This is a genomic window from Streptomyces sp. NPDC040622, from assembly GCF_055593965.1.
In genome coordinates this window covers 62,005-83,319 of sequence record NZ_JBVIXD010000007.1, presented here as the reverse complement: position 1 = coordinate 83,319, position 21,315 = coordinate 62,005, and the positions used below count along the sequence as shown (strand labels likewise).

At 71.6% G+C, this 21,315-nt stretch carries 22 protein-coding genes; 13 read left to right on the top strand and 9 right to left on the bottom strand.

Annotated elements, in window-relative coordinates; all coding sequences use genetic code 11:
* The 9 genes from ACZ592_RS20880 (at position 1) to ACZ592_RS20840 (ending at position 7,489) form a co-directional block, all read left to right on the top strand.
* Positions 1-621: a riboflavin synthase gene (locus ACZ592_RS20880; RefSeq protein WP_471583083.1), complete on the top strand. Its 621-nt coding sequence runs from the start codon at positions 1-3 to the stop codon at positions 619-621.
* Positions 618-1,265: a nicotinamide mononucleotide transporter family protein gene (locus ACZ592_RS20875; protein ID WP_471583082.1), complete on the top strand. Its 648-nt coding sequence runs from the start codon at positions 618-620 to the stop codon at positions 1,263-1,265. Before ACZ592_RS20880 ends, ACZ592_RS20875 begins: the two co-directional genes overlap by 4 nt.
* Positions 1,262-2,563: a bifunctional 3,4-dihydroxy-2-butanone-4-phosphate synthase/GTP cyclohydrolase II gene (locus ACZ592_RS20870; protein WP_471583081.1), complete on the top strand. Its 1,302-nt coding sequence runs from the start codon at positions 1,262-1,264 to the stop codon at positions 2,561-2,563. Before ACZ592_RS20875 ends, ACZ592_RS20870 begins: the two co-directional genes overlap by 4 nt.
* Before the next feature lie 51 nt (positions 2,564-2,614).
* Positions 2,615-3,100 (top strand): 6,7-dimethyl-8-ribityllumazine synthase, encoded by a 486-nt coding sequence (gene ribH, locus ACZ592_RS20865; RefSeq protein WP_471583080.1) that lies wholly within the window; start codon positions 2,615-2,617, stop codon positions 3,098-3,100.
* Between the two features lie 35 nt (positions 3,101-3,135).
* Positions 3,136-3,408 (top strand): phosphoribosyl-ATP diphosphatase, encoded by a 273-nt coding sequence (locus tag ACZ592_RS20860; protein ID WP_389316650.1) that lies wholly within the window; start codon positions 3,136-3,138, stop codon positions 3,406-3,408.
* Between the two features lie 78 nt (positions 3,409-3,486).
* Entirely contained in the window at positions 3,487-4,335 is an 849-nt protein-coding gene (gene hisG, locus ACZ592_RS20855; protein WP_471583079.1) for an ATP phosphoribosyltransferase, read from the top strand.
* A 21-nt stretch (positions 4,336-4,356) separates the two neighbouring features.
* Positions 4,357-4,812, top strand: a complete 456-nt coding sequence (locus tag ACZ592_RS20850) for a PH domain-containing protein (protein WP_471583078.1) — start codon at positions 4,357-4,359, stop codon at positions 4,810-4,812.
* 218 nt (positions 4,813-5,030) lie between these two features.
* A complete protein-coding gene (locus tag ACZ592_RS20845; RefSeq protein ID WP_471583077.1) occupies positions 5,031-6,407 on the top strand; it encodes a hemolysin family protein in 1,377 nt (458 codons plus the stop codon).
* Positions 6,404-7,489, top strand: coding sequence for a hemolysin family protein (locus ACZ592_RS20840; protein WP_471583076.1), 1,086 nt, complete (start codon positions 6,404-6,406; stop codon positions 7,487-7,489). Before ACZ592_RS20845 ends, ACZ592_RS20840 begins: the two co-directional genes overlap by 4 nt.
* Positions 7,490-7,598: 109 nt before the next feature.
* On the opposite strand, the gene ACZ592_RS20835 is transcribed toward ACZ592_RS20840, so the two are convergent.
* Together ACZ592_RS20835 and ACZ592_RS20830 are read right to left on the bottom strand one after the other, a co-directional pair.
* Positions 7,599-9,527, bottom strand: a complete 1,929-nt coding sequence (locus tag ACZ592_RS20835; RefSeq protein WP_471583075.1) for an AAA family ATPase — start codon at positions 9,525-9,527, stop codon at positions 7,599-7,601.
* 456 nt (positions 9,528-9,983) lie between these two features.
* A complete protein-coding gene (locus ACZ592_RS20830) occupies positions 9,984-10,631 on the bottom strand; it encodes a uridine kinase family protein (RefSeq protein WP_471583074.1) in 648 nt (215 codons plus the stop codon).
* Positions 10,632-10,939: 308 nt separating this feature from the next.
* Between ACZ592_RS20830 and ACZ592_RS20825 the strand changes: the two genes are divergently transcribed.
* Positions 10,940-12,307: a peptidase C39 family protein gene (locus tag ACZ592_RS20825; protein WP_471583493.1), complete on the top strand. Its 1,368-nt coding sequence runs from the start codon at positions 10,940-10,942 to the stop codon at positions 12,305-12,307.
* 47 nt (positions 12,308-12,354) lie between these two features.
* On the opposite strand, the gene ACZ592_RS20820 is transcribed toward ACZ592_RS20825, so the two are convergent.
* Together ACZ592_RS20820 and ACZ592_RS20815 are read right to left on the bottom strand one after the other, a co-directional pair.
* Positions 12,355-12,546 carry a CsbD family protein gene (locus tag ACZ592_RS20820; protein WP_471583073.1) on the bottom strand — a complete coding sequence of 64 codons (192 nt, stop codon included), beginning with the start codon at positions 12,544-12,546 and terminating at the stop codon, positions 12,355-12,357.
* A 99-nt stretch (positions 12,547-12,645) separates the two neighbouring features.
* A complete protein-coding gene (locus ACZ592_RS20815; RefSeq protein WP_471583072.1) occupies positions 12,646-14,127 on the bottom strand; it encodes a M1 family metallopeptidase in 1,482 nt (493 codons plus the stop codon).
* A 217-nt stretch (positions 14,128-14,344) separates the two neighbouring features.
* On the opposite strand from ACZ592_RS20815, the gene ACZ592_RS20810 reads away from it, so the two are divergent.
* Entirely contained in the window at positions 14,345-14,491 is a 147-nt protein-coding gene (locus tag ACZ592_RS20810; protein WP_471583071.1) for an SCO1431 family membrane protein, read from the top strand.
* Positions 14,492-14,521: 30 nt separating this feature from the next.
* On the opposite strand, the gene ACZ592_RS20805 is transcribed toward ACZ592_RS20810, so the two are convergent.
* The 3 genes from ACZ592_RS20805 to ACZ592_RS20795 are packed head-to-tail and all read right to left on the bottom strand — an operon-like array spanning position 14,522 to position 16,922.
* Positions 14,522-15,433 (bottom strand): hypothetical protein, encoded by a 912-nt coding sequence (locus ACZ592_RS20805; protein WP_471583070.1) that lies wholly within the window; start codon positions 15,431-15,433, stop codon positions 14,522-14,524.
* Positions 15,430-16,410, bottom strand: a complete 981-nt coding sequence (locus ACZ592_RS20800; protein ID WP_471583069.1) for a DUF6114 domain-containing protein — start codon at positions 16,408-16,410, stop codon at positions 15,430-15,432. Before ACZ592_RS20800 ends, ACZ592_RS20805 begins: the two co-directional genes overlap by 4 nt.
* On the bottom strand, positions 16,401-16,922 hold the full coding sequence (locus ACZ592_RS20795; protein WP_471583492.1) for a DUF6230 family protein: 522 nt from the start codon (positions 16,920-16,922) through the stop codon (positions 16,401-16,403). Before ACZ592_RS20795 ends, ACZ592_RS20800 begins: the two co-directional genes overlap by 10 nt.
* Positions 16,923-17,156: 234 nt before the next feature.
* Here ACZ592_RS20795 and ACZ592_RS20790 point away from each other — a divergent pair, with 234 nt between their 5' ends.
* Positions 17,157-17,780, top strand: a complete 624-nt coding sequence (locus ACZ592_RS20790; RefSeq protein WP_471583068.1) for a TetR/AcrR family transcriptional regulator — start codon at positions 17,157-17,159, stop codon at positions 17,778-17,780.
* A 66-nt stretch (positions 17,781-17,846) separates the two neighbouring features.
* Here the strand turns inward: ACZ592_RS20790 and ACZ592_RS20785 are convergent, their stop codons facing one another.
* Positions 17,847-19,091 (bottom strand): glycoside hydrolase family 18 protein, encoded by a 1,245-nt coding sequence (locus ACZ592_RS20785; RefSeq protein WP_471583067.1) that lies wholly within the window; start codon positions 19,089-19,091, stop codon positions 17,847-17,849.
* Positions 19,092-19,439: 348 nt separating this feature from the next.
* On the opposite strand from ACZ592_RS20785, the gene ACZ592_RS20780 reads away from it, so the two are divergent.
* Entirely contained in the window at positions 19,440-20,612 is a 1,173-nt protein-coding gene (locus ACZ592_RS20780) for an acyl-CoA dehydrogenase family protein (RefSeq protein ID WP_471583066.1), read from the top strand.
* Here ACZ592_RS20780 and ACZ592_RS20775 read toward each other — a convergent pair.
* On the bottom strand, positions 20,575-20,775 hold the full coding sequence (locus ACZ592_RS20775) for a hypothetical protein (protein WP_471583065.1): 201 nt from the start codon (positions 20,773-20,775) through the stop codon (positions 20,575-20,577). The genes ACZ592_RS20780 and ACZ592_RS20775 overlap by 38 nt on opposite strands.
* Positions 20,776-21,315 lie beyond the last annotated feature (540 nt).

Sequence of the window (21,315 nt, the reverse complement as noted above, 5' to 3'; positions counted from 1 at the left end):
GTGTTCACCGGAATCGTCGAAGAGCTGGGCGAGATCACCGCCGTCGAGAACCTTCCCGACGCCTCCCGCTTCCGCCTGCGCGGGCCCGTGGTCACCGAGGGCGCGGGCCACGGCGACTCCATCGCCGTCAACGGCGTCTGTCTCACGGTCGTGGAGCACGAGGGCGACGAGTTCACCGCCGACGTCATGGCCGAGACCCTGAACCGCTCCAGCCTGGGCGCGCTCACGGTCGGCTCCCGCGTCAACCTGGAGCGCCCCACCGCCGTCGGCGCGCGCCTGGGCGGACACATCGTGCAGGGCCATGTCGACGGCACCGGCGAGATCGTCGAGCGCACGCCGTCCGACAACTGGGAGATCGTCAAGATCTCGCTGCCCGGCGGCCTCTCGCGCTACGTCGTCGAGAAGGGCTCCATCACCGTCGACGGCGTGAGCCTCACGGTGGTCGACGCGGGCCCCGACTTCTTCACGATCAGCCTGATCCCCACGACCCTCGCGCTGACCACGCTCGGCATCAAGCAGCCCGGCGACCCGGTCAACCTCGAGGTCGACGTCATCGCCAAGTACGTCGAGCGGCTGCTCGGCGACCGCGCCCAGCCGGCGTCCAGGGAGGCCACCCGATGAACTGGCTCAACGCCGAGGCCTTCACGGCCTTCGACCAGCACATCCTCTGGTCCGACATGATCGGCAACACCGTCGGCCTGATCGCCCTCGCGCTCGGCTGGCGGCGCTCCATATGGACCTGGCCCGCCCAGTTCCTGTCCGGCGTCATCCTCGTGGCCGCGTACTCCTCCGCGCAGCTGTCCGGCGGCGTCGGCAAGCAGCTCCTCGTCATCGGCGTCGCGCTGTGGGGCTGGCGGCAGTGGACGCGCGGCAGGCAGCGGGCGCAGGACGGCTCCATCGCCATCCGGTTCGCCACCTGGCGGGAGCGCGGGCTGCTGCTCGGCGGCACCGCCGTCGGCACGCTCGCCGTCGGCGCCCTGTTCAGCGCCGTCCCCTCGCTGTCCTGGAACCCCTGGCCCGACGCGTACATCTTCGTCGGCACGCTCGCCGCGATGGTCGCCCAGGCCCGCGGACTCGTCGAGTTCTGGTTCGCCTGGCTGCTCGTCGACGTGGTCGGCGTACCGCTCGCCTTCAGCAGCGGCCTGGCCTTCTCCGGACTCGTGTACGTCGTCTACCTCGCCCTCGTCCTCTGGGGCCTGCGCGACTGGTGGCTGCGCTCGCGCGCCGCGGCCTCGCAGCCCGTCATGGAAGGAGCCCCGGCATGACTGTGGCACCGGTCTGGCGCAGCGCCGCCACCCACGAAGAAGACACCCCCGACCTCACCCTCGACCCCGTGCGGCAGGCCATCCGCGACATCGCGGCAGGCCGGCCCGTCGTGGTCGTCGACGACGAGGACCGCGAGAACGAGGGCGACCTCGTCGTCGCCGCCGAGAAGGCGACCCCCGAGATCGTCGCCTTCATGATGAGCGAGTGCCGCGGCCTGATCTGCGCGCCCATGGAGGGCGTCGAGCTCGACCGGCTCAACCTCCCGCAGATGGTCGAGCACAACACCGAGTCGATGAGCACGGCCTTCACCGTCTCCGTCGACGCCTCCGCCGCGCACGGCGTGGGCACCGGCATCTCCGCCGCCGACCGCGCCACCACCCTCCAGCTGCTCGCCTCGGGCGACGCGGGCGCCGACGACTTCGTCCGCCCCGGCCACGTCTTCCCGCTGCGCGCCAGGCCGGGCGGTGTCCTCGTCCGCAACGGCCACACCGAGGCCGCCGTCGACCTCGCCCGGCTCGCGGGACTGCGCCCCGCCGGCGCCATCGTGGAGATCGCGGGCGAGGACGGGAAGATGCTCCGCCTGCCCGAGCTGATCCCCTTCGCCCGCAAGCACGGCCTGACGATCATCTCCATCGAGGACCTGATCGCCTACCGCCGCTTCTCGGAGCCCACCGTCCGCCGCGAGGCCGAGGTCAGCCTGCCCACCGCCTTCGGCGCCTTCACGGCCTACGGCTACCGCTCGACCGTCGACGGCGTCGAGCACGTCGCCCTCGTCCACGGCGACATCGGCGACGGCGAGGACGTCCTGGCCCGGCTCCACTCCGAGTGCCTGACCGGCGACGTCTTCCACTCGCTGCGCTGCGACTGCGGTCCCCAGCTCCAGGCGTCGATGCGGCGTATCACCGAGGAGGGCCGCGGCGTCGTCGTCTACCTGCGCGGCCACGAGGGGCGGGGCATCGGCCTGCTCTCCAAGCTGCGCGCCTACGAGCTCCAGGAGCGCGGCAGCGACACCCTCGACGCCAACCTGGAGCTCGGCCTGCCCGCCGACTCACGGGACTACGGCGCGGGCGCGCAGATCCTGCGCGACCTCGGCGTGCGCGGCGTCCGCCTGATGACCAACAACCCCGACAAGACCGACGCGGTCCGGCGCAACGGGGTCAAGGTCACCGGGCGCGAGCCCATGCCCGTCGAGGCCGGCGAACACAATCTTCGGTACCTGCGCACCAAGCGGGACCGGATGGGGCACGACCTGCCCTGGCTGGACACCACCGACGTGTCCGCCTGCGGCAACCAGTAAGCCCCGCAAGCACAGCACCGACCACGGTCAGAGGATCTGAAGGAGAAGCACGTGAGCGGCAAGGGTGCACCCGAACTGAGCGTCAAGAACTGCGGCGACCTGCGGGTCGCGGTGGTCGCCGCCCAGTGGCACGAGAAGGTCATGGACGGCCTCGTGGACGGCGCGCTGCGCGCCCTGCACGAACTCGGCATCGACGAGCCGACCGTCCTGCGCGTGCCGGGCAGCTTCGAGCTGCCGGTCGTCGCCAAGGTCCTCGCGGGCCGCGGCTACGACGCGATCGTCGCGCTCGGCGTCGTCATCCGCGGCGGCACCCCGCACTTCGAGTACGTGTGCCAGGGCGTCACGACGGGCCTCACCCAGGTCTCCGTGGACAGCGGTGTACCGATCGGCTTCGGCGTGCTGACCTGCGACACCGAGGAGCAGGCCCTGGACCGCGCGGGCATCGAGGGATCCCGCGAGGACAAGGGCCACGAGGCCGTCACCGCGGCGGTGGCCACCGCCACCACCCTGCGCACCGTCTCCGAACCCTGGCGCTGAGGGGGACCGTCCGGCCGCGTAGAGTGGCGACCATCATGTCCAAGAAGACTTTCGAGGAGCTCTTCACCGAGCTCCAGCACAAGGCCGTCAACGGCGACCCCACGACCTCCCGCACCGCCGAGCTGGTCGACAAGGGCGTCCATGCCATCGGCAAGAAGGTCGTCGAGGAGGCCGCCGAAGTCTGGATGGCCGCCGAGTACGAGGGCAAGGAAGCCGCCGCCGAGGAGATCTCGCAGCTGCTCTACCACGTCCAGGTGATGATGGTCGCCCGCGGCATCTCCCTCGACGACGTCTACGCCCACCTCTGAGCCGTACGTCCACCGCTTGCGGGCCGCGCGCCCACCGCGCCGGCCCGACTCACCCATCACGCAAAGGAATCCCGCCTCATGCTGCGCATCGCCGTCCCCAACAAGGGTTCACTGTCCGGACCTGCGTCGGCGATGCTCCATGAGGCCGGATACCAGCAGCGCAAGGAGTCCAAGGAGCTCGTCCTCGTAGACCCGGAGAACGAGGTCGAGTTCTTCTACCTGCGGCCCAAGGACATCGCGATCTACGTCGCGACCGGCCGCCTCGACATCGGCATCACCGGCGAGGACCTGCTGATCGACTCCGGCGCCGACGCCGAGGCGATCCTGCCGCTCGGCTTCGCCCGCTCCACCTTCCGCTTCGCCGCGAAGCCGGGCACCGCGAACAGCATCAAGGACCTCTCCGGCAAGACGGTCGCCACCTCCTACGAGGGCATCGTCGCCAAGCACCTCGCCGAGCAGGGCGTCGACGCCTCCGTCGTCCACCTGGACGGCGCCGTCGAGACCGCCATCGAGCTGGGCGTCGCCCAGGTCATCGCGGACGTGGTGGAGACCGGCACCTCCCTGCGCAACGCCGGCCTCGAGGTCTTCGGCGAGCCGATCATGAAGTCCGAGGCGGTCGTCATCCGGCGCACCGGCGCCGAGGGCGACGACCCCAAGGTCCAGCAGTTCCTGCGCCGCCTCCAGGGCGTCCTGGTCGCCAGGTCGTACGTGATGATGGACTACGACTGCCGCGCCGAGCACCTGGAGCGCGCCGTCGCCCTCACCCCCGGCCTGGAGTCGCCGACGATCTCCCCGCTGCACAACGAGGGCTGGGTCGCCGTCCGTTCCATGGTCCCGGCCAAGGAGGCGCAGCGCGTCATGGACGACCTGTACGCCCTCGGCGCGCGGGCCATCCTGACCACGGCCATCCACGCCTGCCGCCTCTGACCCGGCCGGAGCCCCCGCCTCATGTCTGACCACCCCGCCCCGCCCGCCCTGCCCGTCACCTTCCGGCCGACGCGGACCCGCGCCGTCCTGCTCACCGCGGGCGTCGCGATCTTCGTGGTGATCACGGTGATCGCCTTCCTGCTGCCCACCCTCAGTCCGGGGGAGCGGACCAGCTTCGTCTTCACCGGCGCGCTGCTCTGCGGTGTGCTCGTGCTGCTGAGCAGGCCCAAGGTCGTCGCCGACGAGTCCGGCGTCACCGTCGTCAACATCGCGACGAGCCGCCGGCTCGCCTGGGCCGAGATCGTGCAGGTCAACCTGCGTCCCGGCGACCCGTGGGTGTTCCTGAACCTCAGCGACGGCACGAGCCTGCCCGCCCTCGGCATCCAGCCGGGCATCGCCAAGCAGCAGGCCATCGGCGACGCCCGCGCCCTGCGCGCGCTCGCCGACGCCCGTACGGCTCCCGGCGACGACGGCTGACCCGCCGAACGGGGGCTGGACGTTCCGCGCCCGGTCTTGATTAACCTGGTGGCGGGGCGCGCATGGTGTGCCGCCCCGCCCCTGACGGGCCCGCCCGGCTCCCAGGGGCTCCTGCTACCCGAGGAGTGACTCCCTCCGGCGATGGACGGATCGTCCTGTAGTACCTGCGCCGCCCCCTCCCGACATGCCGGGACCGGTACGACCGGAGAGGCGGCGGCATGACAGTGCCCCTGCTGCTTCTCGGGGCGGCATTCCTGCTGATTCTCGCGAACGGCTTCTTCGTGGCGGCCGAGTTCGGCCTCGTCACCGTCGAACGGCCGGACGCGGAGAAGGCCGCGGCCGACGGCGACCGAAGGGCCCGTACGGTCGTCAGCGCCCTCAAGGAGCTGTCCTTCCAGCTCTCCGGCACCCAGCTCGGCATCACCATCACCTCGCTCGTCGTCGGCATGCTCGCCGAACCGGCTCTCGCGCGTCTGCTCGCGGGTCCGTTCACGGCGGCCGGCGTCCCCGAAGGTGCCGTCGGCGGTGTCTCCGTAGTGGTCGGCATGCTGCTCGCGTCCGCCGTGCAGATGGTCATCGGCGAGCTGGTGCCCAAGAACTGGGCGGTGTCCAGGCCGCTGCAGGTCGCGCGGTTCGTCGCGGGCCCGCAGCACGTCTTCGCGCGCCTCTTCCGGCCCGTGATCTCCCTCCTGAACGCCGTGGCCAACCGGCTGGTGCGCGCCCTGGGCGTCGAGCCCGCCGAGGAGCTGGCCTCGGCCCGCACCCCGGGCGAACTGGTCTCCCTGGCCCGGCACTCGGCCCAGGCCGGCGCCCTGGAGCAGGACACCGCCGACCTGTTCGTGCGCACCCTCTCCCTCGGTGAGCTCACCGCGCAGCACGTCATGACACCGCGCGTGAAGGTCAGCGCGCTGCAGTCGTCGGCGACCGCCGAGGACGTGGTGAACCTGACCCGGGCCACCGGCCTGTCCCGCTTCCCCGTCTACACCGAGCGGATCGACGAGGTCGTCGGCATGGTGCACCTCAAGGACGCCCTCGCGGTGGCCGCCCACGAGCGCCTCAGGACGCCCGTGCGGCGCATCGCACAGTCCCCGCTGCTCGTCCCGGAGACGCTGCCCGTGCAGCCCCTCCTGGAGCGGCTGCGCAGCGAGCAGCCCATAGCCGTCGTCGTCGACGAGTACGGCGGCACGGCGGGCGTCGTCACCCTGGAGGACATCGTCGAGGAACTCGTCGGCGAGGTCCGTGACGAGCACGACCGCCTCGACCTGCCCGAGCTCTGCCCGGCGCCGGCCGAGGACGACCGGCCCGCCTGGGACGCCGACGGCAGCTGCCGCGTCGACACGCTCACGCGCATAGGACTCGACGTACCCGAGGGGCCGTACGAAACCGTGGCCGGTCTCGTCGCCGATCTGCTCGGGCGCATCCCGGCCCCCGGCGACCGGGCCGAACTGCCGGGCTGGCGCCTCTCGGTGCGCCAGGTCGGGCACTACCGCGCGGAGCGGGTGCGCCTGGTGCGTACCCGGGAAGCCGGTGCCGTACAGGCCGGCGCCGCGGGGGCCGCCCCCGCCGTCGTGGACACCGCGGAGGCACTCCGATGAGCCTGCTGCAACTCCTGTTCGCCGTGCTGCTGGTGCTCGCCAACGGCTTCTTCGTGGGCGCCGAGTTCGCCCTCGTGTCCGTGCGCCGCAGCCAGATCGAGCCCCTGGACTCCAAACGGGCCCGTCAGGTCCTCTACGGCCTGGAGCACCTGCCGCAGATGATGGCGGCCGCCCAGTTCGGCATCACCGTCTGTTCCCTGACGCTCGGCGCGGTCGCCGAGCCGACCGTCGCGCACCTCCTGGAACCGCTCTTCGAGGCGGCCCACCTGCCCGAGGGCATGATCCACCCCCTCGGCTACGTGATCGCGCTCGCCGTCGTCGTCTTCCTCCACCTCGTCATCGGCGAGATGGTCCCGAAGAACCTCGCGATGGCGGCCCCCGAGAAGACCGCCCTCTGGTTCAGTCCGGGGCTCGTCGCCTTCGCACGGCTGTGCCGTCCGGTGACCGTGGCGCTCGGGGCGTGCGCGCGGGTCGTCCTGAGGCTGTTCAGGGTGGAGCCCAAGGACGAGGTCGAGGCGGTGTTCACCAGCGTGCAGCTGGGCCGCCTCGTCGAGGACTCCGGCCAGGCGGGACTGCTCGACCCCGTGGAGCAGGAGCGCTTGGAGGACGCCCTGGAGCTGGGCTCGCGCCCGGTCACCGACGTCCTGCTCGACCGGGCGTCCCTGGTGACCGTGGGCCCCTCCGTCACTCCGGCCCGGGTCATAGAGCTCACCGGGCGCACCGGCTACTCCCGCTTCCCGGTCTGCGCGGAGAACGGCGCCTTCATGGGCTATCTCCACGTCAAGGACGTCCTGGACCTGGAGGACACCGACCGTGCCGTGCCGCAGCAGGTGTGGCGCCCGATGACCGTGCTGCGGTCCGAACTCCCGCTGGACGACGCCCTGACCGTGATGCGCCGCGCCGCGACGCACCTGGCGCAGGTCGCCGACGCGTCCGGCAAGGTGCTCGGCCTGGTCGCCCTGGAGGACGTCCTGGAGCTCCTGGTCGGCGAGGTCCGCGACCCGGCGCACCGCGTCACGGTGCAGCGGACCCCGCCCGAGGAGGCCAGGGACTCGGCGTTCGCCGTGAGCCCGGTGGCCTGATCCGCGGCCGGACCGAGAGCGTGCCGCCGCCCGCGAGGGGCCTGCCCGGCCTCGCGCGGGCGGCGGCGTCGTTCTGTGCGAGAGCGCTTTGGGGACCGCGGTCCGGGCGTCAGCTTCCCGGGGCGTCCTGCGGTCCCCTCCCCGAGAGCACCTCGCCGTACGCCTGCATCAGGTCGGGCAGCCGCAGCGTCGAGAGGTCGTCGCGCCCCGGGTCGCCCGGATAGCCGGAGAGCCGCAGGTCGCGGTAGGCGCAGCTCTTCTCGTACAGGGTGCGCAGGAAGCGGCCGTTGCCGAGCTCGTCGATCCAGGCCTGGTCGACGACGTGTCCGCTGATGGAGCGCAGCTCCTCCAGCGCCTCCTCGTCCCACAGGTCGCCGTTGTCCGCGGCGAGCACCTCGCCGATGGCGGTGAGCTCCAGGGGGCGGTACGAGGGGAAGTCGACGCGGGTCGTGAACCGTGAGGACAGGCCGGGGTTGGCGGCGAGCAGGCGGTCCATGCCCTCGGGGTAGCCCGCGAGGATCACGACGAGGTGGTCGCGGTTGTCCTCGGCGCGCTTGAGGAGGACCTGCAGCGCCTCGTCGCCGTAGGCATCGCCCTTGCCGTAGCCGGAGTTGGAGAGCGAGTACGCCTCGTCGACGAAGAGGACCCCGCCGATCGCCGAGTCGATCAGCTCGTTGGCCTTCACGGCGGTCTGGCCCAGGTACTCGCCGACGAGGTCGGCGCGCTGCGCCTCCACCAGGTGGTCGCCGCCGAGCAGGCCGAGCGCGTAGAAGACCCGGCCGAGGATGCGGGCGACGGTGGTCTTGCCGGTGCCCGAGGGGCCGGAGAAGACGAAGTGTCGTTTCGGCGGCTGGACCGGAAGGCCCTGGGCGGCGCGCAGCCGCGCCATGTTCAGCTGCGCCGAAAGAGCCTTGACCTGGCGCTTCACCGGCTCCAGGCCCACCATGCCCTCCAGTTCGGAGAGGGCGGCCTCCAGGAGGGCGGGGTCGGTGGGGCCCGGCGGCAGCTGTGGCGGGCCCGCCTTGACCGGGATGATCGCCTTCTCGCGGACGCCGTCGGTCTGCGCGGGGACGGAAGGACTCGCACCGCCGGCCGGGTCGGTGGGCCCGGTCGCCCCGGGCGCGCCGCCGCCCGACAGGGCCTGCGGGTCGGTGACCTTCACGTCACGCCCCTCCGAGCCGAAGAGCACGTCGATGCCGTCGGGCCCGTCGAGGACGTCCTGGCCCGTGCCGGTCAGGCTGATCGCGGCGGCGAGGTCGGCCGCCTCGTCGTACCCGTCGCCCTCGGAGATCGCGGCGAGCCGGGCCGAGGTGTCCATGAAGGAGGCGTCGACGCGGTGCACCGCGCGGTACAGCGGCAGGGCGGCGGCCGAACGGCCGGTGCCCTCGTGTGCGCGGGCCAGCCAGTAGCGCAGCTCCTTGCGCTGGGGCTGTTCGCTGCGGCAGCGCATCAGGGCGGCGGACAGGAGCGGCTCGGCCTGTCCGTACGTCTCCAGGCGCACCCGTGCCATGCCGCCGAACAGCCCGGCCTCGATGCCGAGCATCGCGTCGTCGATCAGCGGGTCCGTGTGCCGCACCAACTGCTCCCAGTCCTTCACCAGGTAGGAGCGGCAGGCGTGCAGGAAGCGCACCTGCGGGTCCGCGTCGACCGGCGGCAGACCTGCCAACGCCCGGTCGAGCTCGGGGACATGGCGGCCGTCCAGCCAGTGCGAGGCGTGCGCGAGCAGCAGGTCGCGGGTGCCCTCCAGGACGGGCTGCACCCACCAGCCCAGCCAGTACCAGGAGTTGAGGGCGCGCGCGTGCCGGGTGCGCTGTTCGCCGAACCGGTCCCGGTGCTGGAACATCCGCAGCAGCGCCGTCGTCGTGTCGATGCGCAGCGCGTGCAGCCCGAGCCAGCCGTCGGCCATCCCGGGATCCATCCGTACCGCCGTCCGGAATTCCTCCTCCGCCTGCGGATAGGCGCCCATCGTGTAGGCGTCGACGCCCCTCAGCCAGGCGAGGTCGGCCGGGGCGGGTGAGCCCACCGCGTCGAAGTCCATCAGGTCCCCCACAAACCGTGCCCCCGTTTGCGTACCGCCGGACCGGTGCCCGCCGGCGACTGCGCTGAACCACTGCGCTGAACCACTGTGCTGCGGACGGGAGTTGTTTCGATGCGCAGAGCAGCCGTCCGAAAAGGCGCACCGAGATTCATCGTACCTGCGGGGGAGCGGTCAGCCGTAGGGTGCCGCACCGCGGGATCGGCCGGAAAGGGCCGATGGAAGAACGCCCGGTGGTGACCGACGGTAAGCGGATGGCGGCTCGTGGCGGCCGGAAATCGGGCGCGAAGGGCAGAACGAAGCCCCCGATCACGGGGGAACAACCGGGGGCTTCGCGTCTGCGGGCGGTCCCTCAAGACCGCACATTCAGAACGTAAGTCCTGTAAGGGCCCTGGGTCAAGCAGAGTTGGGGCACTCGCGAAAACTCGTGAGGTCAAGTGGAAGCGTATTTCCGGGGGTTCAGCGGACCGCCGATGGTCCTTCACTCTCCGTGATGGTTCGGGTTCCCGTGGGCGTCACTCCGGGCCCCGGAAACACCTCGTATCCCTCTGGGCACTGTCGCACCAAAAGGTGGGCGAAGGGCCGGGAGGGATCCTCGGTGAAGTGCTGGAGTTCCGCAGGTTCCCAGCCGTCCCAGAAGTCACTCTGGACCGTCCCGTCCCGCCGGCGGCCCCGCTGCCATGCCTCCTCGTGCGGCACGTCCATCCACAGCACCGCGGCGAGGTGCCCCCGCAGCGCCCCGCGGCCCGCGCCGACCCCCTCGACGATCACCACGGGCGCAGGCGGCAGCGGCGTGTCGGCGAGGCCGAAGCGGCGTTCGACCCAGTCGTACGTCGCGTAGTGCGCCGTCTCGCCGCGGGAGAGCGGTTCGACGACCTGGCGCCGCAGCCGCTCGGTCCAGGCGAACAGCTCGTCGTGGCTCGCGATGTCGTCGAGCCGCAGGACCGGCGCGTCGCCCAGCGCCGCGGCCAGGCTCCGGGCGAACGTCGACTTGCCGGAGCCCGCGTGGCCGTCCACGGCGATCAGCCGGACCGGTCCGCAGGAGGGCGGCAGGCGGCGCAGGGTGTCGGCGAGGCGGGGGAGCGGGGTGTGCGCGTGTCCGGTCATCACGGGCAAGGGTACGACTGCGGAAGGATGTGTTCCGCGCGCCGTCGCAGGTCATGCCATTGGTTGAGGCCAATATTGATGCGCGCGGCAGTGTCCGGGGCGCTGGCAGAAGTCGGCCGGGACCGGCCATGGTTGGCCCACTTCCGTGCATCCGCCGACCCGACCCTTCCGGATCCCGCCGGAAACCACGTCGACTGGGGGTCCCTTCCATGGACCGAGCTGACCGACCCGACCGAGCAGACAGCACCGACAGCACCGACAGCACCGACAGAACCTGCCCCACCGACGGAGCCGGCCGCACCGACGGCATGTCGCGCCGGTCCGTACTCGCCACGGCCGCCGCCGTGGCCGCTCTCGCGGCGACCGCCGCCCCCGCCCTGGCCGCGGGCCCGGGGGCGGGCGCCCCGGGCGAGAGAGGCCGGGCCCCGCGCGCCGGCCGTCTCGTGGACAACCGCTTCTGGACCTCGCAGAAGGACTGGCACACGGGCAGCGCCGAGGGCACCGCCGTCGTCACCGGGACCCGCCCCGGCCTGCGCATCGCGAAGCCCGCGGGCCGCGCCGACTACGCGGACCCGCACACCGGCACCACCGCCACCTGGGAGTACGCCCGGTGGACCGCGCCCGCGCACCGCTCCACCGTGCCCGCCACGGAGATCATCGCGTCCTGGAACGCGCACACCCCTGCCGGGACCTGGCTCCAGGTCGAGCTGCGGGGAACGTACGCGGACAAGACGAAGTCGCCCTGGTACGTGATGGGCCGCTGGACCTCCGGCGACGACGAGGCGAGCGACATCAGGCGGACCTCGGTGGACGACCAGACGGATGACAAGTCCACGGTCTGGACGGACACCCTCTCCCTCGACGACGCGGCGAACGGCCCGCGCATCGTCTCCTACCAGCTGCGGCTGACGCTCTACCGCAAGCCGGGGGCCACCGTGACCCCCACGGTCTGGCGGCTCGGCGCGATGGCCTCGGCGATCCCCGACCGCTTCACGGTGCCCGCGTCCGAGCCGGGCCTCACCAAGGAGCTGACGGTCCCGCGCTACTCGCAGGAGATCCACGCGGGCCAGTACCCGGAGTACGACAACGGCGGCGAGGCCTGGTGCAGCCCGACGTCCTCGCAGATGATCATCGAGTACTGGGGGCGCAAACCGACGGCCGAGCAGCTGGCCTGGGTCGACCCCGCCTACGCCGACCCGCAGGTGTGCCACGCGGCCCGGTACACCTTCGACTACCAGTACAACGGCTGCGGCAACTGGCCCTTCAACGCCGCGTACGCCTCGACGTACAAGGACCTCCAGGGCGTCGTCACCCGGCTGGCCTCGCTCACGGAGCTGGAGACGCTGATCGCCGCGGGCATCCCGGCCATAACGTCCCAGTCGTTCCTCAAGGAGGAGCTGACGGGCGCGGGCTACGGCACGGCGGGCCATCTGATGACGGTCATCGGCTTCACCGCAAAGGGCGACGTGATCGCCAACGACCCGGCGTCGCCGAGCAACCCGGCGGTGCGCCGCGTCTACAAGAGGCGTGAGTGGGAGAACATCTGGCTGCGCACCCAGCGCTACAACGCCTCGGGCAAGGTCGTGTCGGGAACGGGAGGCGTCTGCTACCTCTACTTCCCGACCAAGCTGTCCACACGCCAGCGCGACGCGCTGGCCGCGGTGGGAGTGCGCTGAGCGAGGCGTGGGCCCGCCCTCGCAGGAGGGCGGGCCCACGCTTCGGGTCAGCGGTCGTCGTTGTCGCGGAGTGAGTCGCGCATGCCCTCGGCCTTGTCGCGCACGCTGTCGGCGGCGTCCTTGGCCTTGCCCTTGGCCTGGTCCGTCTTGCCCTCGGCAGCCATGCGGTCATTGCCGCTTGCCTTGCCCATCATCTCTTTGGCCTTGCCTTTTGCCTTGTCCATGGCGCTGTCGCCCATGACGACTCCTCTGGTTCGGGGACGGCTCCACGCTATGAGGGGTACCCGGAGTCCGCATGTCGAGCGCGCGCGGGCACGGGTCTTCCCCGTCAGAGGGCGTCAGAGGGCCGGGTCCACCACCCAGTCCGGGTGCCCCGGCATCGGCGGGGTCTTGGAGCCGTACAGCCAGGGCTTCAAGAAGCCCTCCAGGTCCTCGCCCGCGACCTTGGACGCCAGGTCGACGAAGTCCCGCGTGCTCGCGGTGCGGCCCTGGAAGCCGCTCACCCAGGCGCGCTCGATCTTCTGGAACGTGGCGTCGCCGACCTGCTCGCGCAGCGCGTACAGGACCAGCGCCGAGCCGTCGTACCGCATGCGCTTGAACAGGTTCGGCTCGGTCGGCTCCGCGGGGGCGCCGTAGTCCCTGCGCCACTGGTCGTGGGCCTGGTAGGCGGTCTTCATGGCGGCCTCGAAGCTGTCCCCGCCGTGCTCCTGGGAGTACTCGCGCTCGTAGAAGCGGGCGTGGCCCTCGCTCAGCCACAGGTCGGACCAGCTCTTGAGGGCCACGCTGTCGCCGAACCACTGGTGGGTCAGCTCGTGCACCAGGTTCCGCTCGGCGTCGACCTTGGTGCCGAGCAGGTCGGCCTTCGGCACGAGCGAGAGGGTCTGGGTCTCCAGGGCCACGGCCAGGTCCGTGTCGCCGACCAGCACGCCGTACCGGTCGAAGGGGTAGGGGCCGAGCTTCTCCTGCAGCCACTTCAGGTGGTCGGGGGTGAGCGCCCGGTAGGCGGCCGTCGGTTCGACCAGCGCCTCCGGGACGACGTCGCGCAGCGGGAGACCGCCGGGACCCTTGCCGTCGACCAGCTGGAACCTGCCGACGGCCAGCTGCACGAGCTGGGTGGAGAGCGGCTGCTCGGAGTCGTAGGTCCAGCGCACCCGGCCGTCGGGGCGCTCGGCGCGCGAGACCAGCTTGCCGTTGGCGACGGCCGTGCGGTCGCCCGGCGTCGTGATGCGGAAGGTGATCGGCGCCCGCTGGCTCGGGTGGTCGTTGGCCGGGAAGATCAGCCGGGCGCCGTTGGGCTGCGGGTAGACCACCGTGCCGTCGGGCGTGGGGATCCAGCCGTAGTCCTCGATCGCGTCGTCGCGGTGCCGGGTCTGCGTCGGGTCGGCGGTGTAGGTGACCTTGACGGTGAAGGAACTGCCCTTGGCGATCGGGGACTTGGGTGTGACGGTGAGCTCGTCGCCCTCGCGCGAGGCGCCGGCCGCGGAGCCGTCGACGGTGACCCGGTGCAGGGTGTTGCCGCCGAAGTCCAGGTTGAAGCGGGACAGCGCCTGCGTGGAGCGCGCCTTGATGGTCGTCGACGCCTCGAAGGGGGTCTTCGGTGCCTGCCAGTCGAAGTCGAGGTAGTAGCGGTCGACCCGGTAGCCGCCGTTACCGTCCAGCGGGAACATCGGGTCGCCGAGGCCGGGCGCGCCCGGCGAGGGCTTCTCGGCGGTGGCAGGTGCGGCCTGCGAGACCGGTGCGGTGAGGGCTGCGGCCGCGGTGATGGCGGCCGCGAGGGCGAGCCGCGCTCTGCGGCGGGGCGTCGTCCGGTTCGTGCTCATCGGAAACCTCTCGGTCGTGCGGTGCGCGGGCGAACGGGCGGCGGAGGTCCCCGCCGTCCGTACTTAGACGCGCGGCACGACGTCCGAGTTGTGGGGTGACCAAGGTCTCTCCCGCAAGACGGCCTTCTGCTGGCAAGGTGGAGGGGTCTCGTGGGGGGAAGCGAACACCGCGGGACGGCGTGGGGGAGCCCTGCCACACGAACGTCAGTGAGATGACATGACTGCGACCTCTGTCACCGCCGTCCGCGCGAAGGCCCGCACCGGCGGCCCCAAGGACGACGGACCGAAGCTCCTGGAGCACTTCGCGGGCTGGACACTCGTCGTCGTCCTCGCCATGTTCGTCACGCAGCTCGGCCTGCTGTGAACACCTGCCTCGATCCGCTGTGAGCGCCCCTCACGCGGAGCGTTCCGCCGGGACGCCGCTCTCCTGATCGCCGGGGCCGTCCGGGCCGGCCCGCCAGTGCCGCCCCGGCACCCCGACCAGGCCGTACAGCCACCGCACCGGCGAGCGCCCGTGCAGCAGCGTGACGCCCGCCACCACGGCGAACAGCGGGAGCCCGAGCGGGCCGCCCACCAGGCGGACCAGCACGCTCGCGAAGAGCGCGCCCGCGAACGGCAGCCCGTAGACCCCGGCCGCGGCGATGACGACGGCGAGGAGCCTTGGCACCCTGCGGTCCTCGTCGGCGCCGGGCAGCGACCATCCCTCCATGAGCCAGCCGATCTCGGTCACCAGCATGGTGCCGATCACCGCGGCCCCGAAGAGCAGCAGCGCGAGGAACGTCCCGGACGTCAGGAAGTCCAGGACGTGGTTGACGACGCTGTCCCGCGGCCAGTCGGCGAAGTCGCCGGCGCCGGGGGAGAGGAAGCGCTCGTACCCGCTCCCGTCCCAGCCGTGGATCAGCGTCCCGAACAGCAGGAAGTAGCCGCCCACGCACTGGAGGTAGGCCCAGTAGCCCGCCCCCACGAGCACCAGGGACTGCGCCACGAGGAACCCGAGGACCGCGGCGACCGGGATGCCGCCCGCGTAGAAGAGCACGAAGCCCGCCCACACGCCGTCGTGTCCCCCGGCCACGTGCATGGTCGCCCAGGCCGGGTTCTGCCAGAGCAGGAAGAGCCCGGTCGGCACCATCAGGACGGCGGCGAAGAGCACCGTGAGCGCCAGGTAGGGATTGGCGGCCCGGCTGCGGGTACGCGGGCCCTCGCCCGCGTTGATCCGCTCCCACACCTGCAGCTGCCGCCCGGCCGAGAGGGCGAACGTCGCCCCGATCGCGTACGCCCAGAAGAGGGCGGCCTGGATCTGGATCATGCCGAGGCCCGCAGGGTGAGCCCGCCCGCCACGATCGACTCCGAGGTGACCAGGGCCTGTTCGGCGCTCACGTCCGTCATGAAGACGAACGGTGGCACGACGGGCGGCACCGGCAGCTTGTCGGGCGTGAAGGTGAGACAGAGGATGCCCTCCAGACACCCCTTGAACTTGGTCAGATACAGGGTGACCTCGCCGCTCAGGTCCAACGTGTCGGCCCCCAGGGCGAGTTCCCGGCTGCCGTCCCGTGTCCTGAGCCGGTAGTCGGTGAGCGAGGCGGCCTTCATGCGCAGCACCATGACCTTCAGCGGCCCGTCCGAGGTCGGGATCTCGGTGACGCCCGCCAGCAGGAAGCCCCGCGGAGCGAAGAGCGTCGTGGTGACGGTTGGCGGCACGCGCGGCGCCACGATCTCCGGCGCGGCGGCCGCCCGCGCCGGGCTGCCGTGTGCGACGAGCCCCGCGACCATGGCCACGGGCAGCAGCACGCCCAGGGTGCGGGTGCCCTGTCCGTCGCGCACCCGGGGCCGGGCCGGATCCTCCTCGGCGTCCTGCGGCACCGGCGTCCATCCGAAGCCCATGGCGCTGCCCGCGATGCCGAGCAGCATGCCGACGAGGAACCCGCCGAGGTTCGTGGCCGCGAAGGAGACCACCGACAGGATCAGCGCGTTGACGCTGACGTAGTGGTGGGTGTGCGGCAGCAGCCACAGGAAGAGCCCCGCCACGATCAGCGCGATCCCGATGCCGAGCGCCGCGATCCCGCCGAGCCCGAGGCTCACGAGGAGCGTCAGCGGCGAGAGCGGGATCAGCAGCATCTCGGCCCCGCCGAGGATCAGCAGCAGCCCGCCCCAGAACGGCCGGGTCCGCCGCCACCTGCGGACGGCCCTGCGCTGCTCGGGCCACGGCAGGCGCCGGTCGAGCGGGCCGCCGCCGTCCTTGCGGAAGGCCCGGACACCGCCGCTGCCGCCGCCGGTCAGAAGCACTTCTTGCCGCCGAGGCTGACGTCGACCTTCATGCCCTTGAGCCGGAAGTTGCCGCCGGTGGCCGACCAGGCGTGCGACTTCACCCCGGAGACCGTGATGTCCCCGGCCTGCAGCCCGAACTTGCCCCGCTCGCCCTTGACCCCGGGCACCTCGTCGAGCGTCGAGGCGTCCCGGCCGATCTCGGCGGTGCCGAAGCGGGCGTCGCCGACCAGGTCCTCGCCGTCGATGATGAGGTTGCTCGCGGTCACGTTGCCCGCGTCGCCGCCCGCGGTCAGCTTGAACACGACGGTGCCCACCGGGGTCTTGACCTCGGCGGCCTGGCAGATGTCGGAGAGGGTGGCGTCACCGATCCCGAGGAGCGCCACCGGGTGGCCCTTGCCGTCGACGTCCCGGTCCGTCTGGACGTACGAGGACAGGCCCTGGCTGGTCAGTTTGCCGGACGAGACCTGGAAGCTGGTGCCCGAGACGGCGAAGGACGCGGCGAGCGCCCCTTCGGCCATCACGGAGGCCATCACGCCGACGGCCAGGACGGCCGGCAGGGCGACCACGGCCGTCTTCTTCCAGGAGGTTCTGCCCTCGCGTAACGCGGTGCGTGCTGCGTCCACTGTCTTCCTCCCGTACGTCGTTCCGCGTCGTCAAGCGTGCGTAAGGGGAGTGCGTGAGGTGCCGTCGGGAGCCGAACCGGCAGGTGGCACTGTTCTGCCATACTGCGGACAACTCGAGGCAGTTGGAGACTAGGGCCGAAATTGAATAATAGTCAACAGCGCGGTACCGACCGCTCCACGGCACGCCGGGCCGAACTCATTGCCATCGGCCGGAAGTTGTTCGCCGACACGTCCTACGACGCCCTGTCGATGGACGACATCGCGAAGCAGGCGGGCGTCGCCAAAGGGCTGATCTACTACTACTTCAAGTCCAAGCGCGGCTACTACCTCGCGATCATCGAGGACTCGGTGGCCGACCTGGTCGCGCGGGCCGGGCGCCACGACGACCTGCCGCCCGTGGAGCGCGTGCAGCGCACCATCGACGGCTATCTCCGCTACGCCGAGCACCACCAGGCGGCGTACCGCACGATCATCAGCGGCGGCGTCGGCTTCGACGCCGAGGTGCACGCCATACGCGACGGCGTGCGCGAGGCGCTGATCCAGGCGATCGCCGAAGGGGCGTACGGCCGCAAGGACATCCCCCGCCTCGCGCGCACCGCGCTGCTCGGCTGGCTGTGCAGCGTGGAGGGCGTCGCGCTCGACTGGATCGGCCACCGGGACCTGTCGCGCGAGACGGTGGGCTCGCTCCTGGTGCGGACCCTCGGGGACACGCTGCGGGTGATCGAGGACTTCGAGCCGTCGTACCCGGCGCCGCCGAGGCCCTGAGCCGGGCACGCGAAGGGGGCGGGAGCCGACCGGCTCCCGCCCCCTTCGCGTGCGCTGTGCGACCGATCAGTTGATGGACTTGATCAGCTCGCCGTTGGACGTGTCACCGCTGAGCTCCCAGAAGAACGTGCCGCCGAGGCCCTGCTGGTTCTTGTAGCCCATCTTCCCCGCGATGGTCGCCGGGGTGTCGTAGCTCCACCAGTTGGTGCCGCAGTGCGCGTACGCGGTCCCGCCGACCGTGCCGTTGGCCGGGCACTTGGTCTTCAGTTCCTTGTAGTCGTCGATGCCCTGCTCGTACTTGCCCGCGGCGGGGCCGGTCGCGGTGCCGCCCGGCTCCTTCTGCGTGACGCCCGTCCAGCCGCGGCCGTAGAAGCCGATGCCGAGCAGCAGCTTCTGTGCGGGCACGCCCAGCGCCTTGAGCTTCTTGATCGTGGCGTCGGAGTTCCAGGACTCCTTCGGGATGCCGTTGTACGAGGTCAGCGGCGAGTGCGGGGCGGTCGGGCCCTTCGCGTCCCAGGCGCCGAAGAAGTCGTACGTCATCGGGTTGTACCAGTCGACGTACTGGGCGGCGCCCGCGTAGTCGGCGGCGTCGATCTTGCCGCCGGCCGAGGCGTCCGCCGGGATCGCCGCGGTCACCAGGTTGTTGCCGCCGAACTTCGAACGGACCGCGGACATCAGGCTCTTGTACGCCGCGCGCCCGCTCGTGTCGCAGGTCAGACCGCAGGCGTTCGGGTACTCCCAGTCGATGTCGATGCCGTCGAAGACATCGGCCCACTTGGAGTTCTCGACCAGGTCGTAGCAGGACCGGGCGAAGGCCGCGGGGTTCTTGGCGGCCTCGGTGAACCCGCCCGACCAGGTCCAGCCGCCGAACGACCAGAGGACCTTGAGGTCGGGGTGCTTCTTCTTCAGCTTGCGCAGCTGGTTGAAGTTGCCCCGCAGCTCCTGGTCCCAGGTGTCGGCTACGCCGTCCACGGACTGGTTCGCGGTGTAGGCCTTGTCGGTCGCCGCGTAGGCGTCGCCCATCGTGCACTTGCCGCCCTGGACGTTGCCGAAGGCGTAGTTGATGTGCGTGAGCTTGTCGGCCGAGCCGGAGGTGTCGATGTTCTTGACGTGGTAGTTCCGGTCGTAGACGCCCCATTCGGTGAAGTAGCCGACGACCTTGGAACCGGCGGCGGCCTTCGTCGCGGTGCCCTGGTCCTGCTCGGCGGCGGCGCTGCCCGCGCCGGCCAGCAGGCCCGCGCCGAGGACGGCGCAACAGGCGGTGGCGAGGAGCGCCCGGAAGGAGGCGCGGGGGGTGTGCGGTCTGAGCATCGTGTCTCCTCGTGGGGGGAAACCGGGAGGGGGGGAAGTGGTGCTGTGGACCTGCGCGTGCGACTTGGCATGAACGCGGTAAGTCGTTCGGGGGAACAGTAGGAGGACTAGACCAGTGCGGTCAATGGTTCGTACCAATCGGGCCGCCATCGGTGATCTTCGGCTATCTTTCGAGTAAGCGGTCGTTAACTAGTGACTGGCCGCCCCCGATCGGGCATACTCAACGCGCCACGGCCCTGGTCAGCTGCTTCCGAGACCCGGAGGGAGTCCCCGGTCCGGCACGTTTCCCGGCGGCGCCGCCCCACCCAGCGCGGGCGTCCGCCGCAGCCCCACAGGGAGGAGAGCGTCATGCCCGACCACGTCACGCAGGCGGTCGACCGTCAGCTGCCCACGGATGAGGCCAGGGATCTGCTCTCGCTGGTCCGGGACATCGCCCAGCGCGAGATCGCGCCGCGGACGGCCGAGGAGGAGGACGCGGGACGCTTCCCCCGCGAGGTCTTCACGCTGCTCTCCGAATCCGGGCTGCTCGGGCTGCCGTACGACGCCGGGTTCGGCGGCGGCGACCAGCCCTACGAGGTCTACCTCCAGGTGCTTGAGGAGCTCGCCGCCGCGCGCCTGACCGTCGGCCTCGGCGTCAGTGTCCACACCCTGTCCTGTCACGCGCTCGCCGGGTACGGCACCAAGGAGCAGCAGACCGAGCACCTGCCCGCCATGCTCGGCGGCGGCCTGCTCGGCGCCTACTGCCTCTCCGAGCCGGCGTCCGGCTCCGACGCCGCCTCGCTGCGCACGAAGGCTGTCAGGGACGGCGACGACTGGGTCGTCACCGGCACCAAGGCGTGGATCACGCACGGCGGCATCGCCGACTTCTACACCGTCATGGCCCGCACCGGCGGCGAGGGCCCGCGTGGCGTCACCGCGTTCCTGGTGCCCGGCGACGCCGAGGGGCTGAGCGCCGCGGCGCCCGAGAAGAAGATGGGCATGAAGGGGTCACCCACCGCTCAGATCAACTTCGACGGCGTGCGCGTCCCCGACGCCCGCCGCGTCGGCGACGAGGGCCAGGGATTCGCGATCGCGCTCTCGGCGCTCGACTCGGGGCGCCTCGGTATCGCGGCCTGCGCGATCGGGGTGGCCCAGGCGGCGCTCGACGAGGCCGTCGCGTACGCCACCGAGCGGCAGCAGTTCGGCAGGCCCATCGCGGACTTCCAGGGCCTGCGCTTCATGCTCGCGGACATGGCGACGCAGATCGAGGCGGGCCGGGCGCTCTACCTGGCCGCGGCCAGGCTCCGGGACGCGGGGCGGCCGTTCGCCAAGCAGGCGGCGATGGCCAAGCTGCTGTGCACGGACACCGCCATGAAGGTGACGACGGACGCCGTTCAGGTCCTCGGCGGGTACGGCTACACCGCGGACTTCCCCGTGGAGCGCCTCATGCGCGAGGCGAAGGTGCTGCAGATCGTCGAAGGCACCAATCAGATCCAGCGCATGGTCATCGCACGTCACCTCGCGGGTCCCGACTCGCGCTGAACTGGCCGCGGTTCATCGGCGGCGCCACGAGCAGGGCCCACTCGGGGTCGTGGCGCCCGGGCAGGGTGCGGCCCCGGTCGGCCCAGTACCGGATCATGGCGCCGTAGATCGGCGGGTCCTGGAAGTGCGGCTGCTGGTACGGCTGGTGGGGCGGCTGATGCATGAGCGGGGGTGGCGGCTGATGCATGTGCTGAGGCGGGTGGACGTGCTGGGGCTGCTGGTGCACATGCTGGTGCGGCTGGGGCGGGCGGGCCGGCTGATGCGGTGGCGTGTGCGGCTGGTGTGACGGCTGGTGCTGCGGGGGGTCCTGAGGCCGCTGGGGAACCGATTCTGCAGAGGCGGGAACCGCCACCAGCGTGCGCCGTCGGCGGCCGGTGGGAAGGTGCGCCGGGCCCATGTCCGCGCCCATGTCCGTGGGGGTCATACAGGGTCAACGCCCGCCGGGGCGCCGAAGTCACCGGCCCGGGAAATCGAGCCTCCGTTCGCGGCGGGCCCGTTCGGGCACGCGGGTGCGGGGGAGGGTGGCTCCGCGAGGCCGCCCGGGTGCTCCCGCGGAGTCCGGAACGCTTCTCGCGGAGCCCCGGAACGGCCTCCGCCCGGCCGGCGAACGGCCTGACGCGTCTCTGGCTCCGGCCCGGTAACTGACGTACCGTCAACTCCGCGCCGGAGGTGCCCAGCACCTTCCGCCACCCTGAACTGCCGT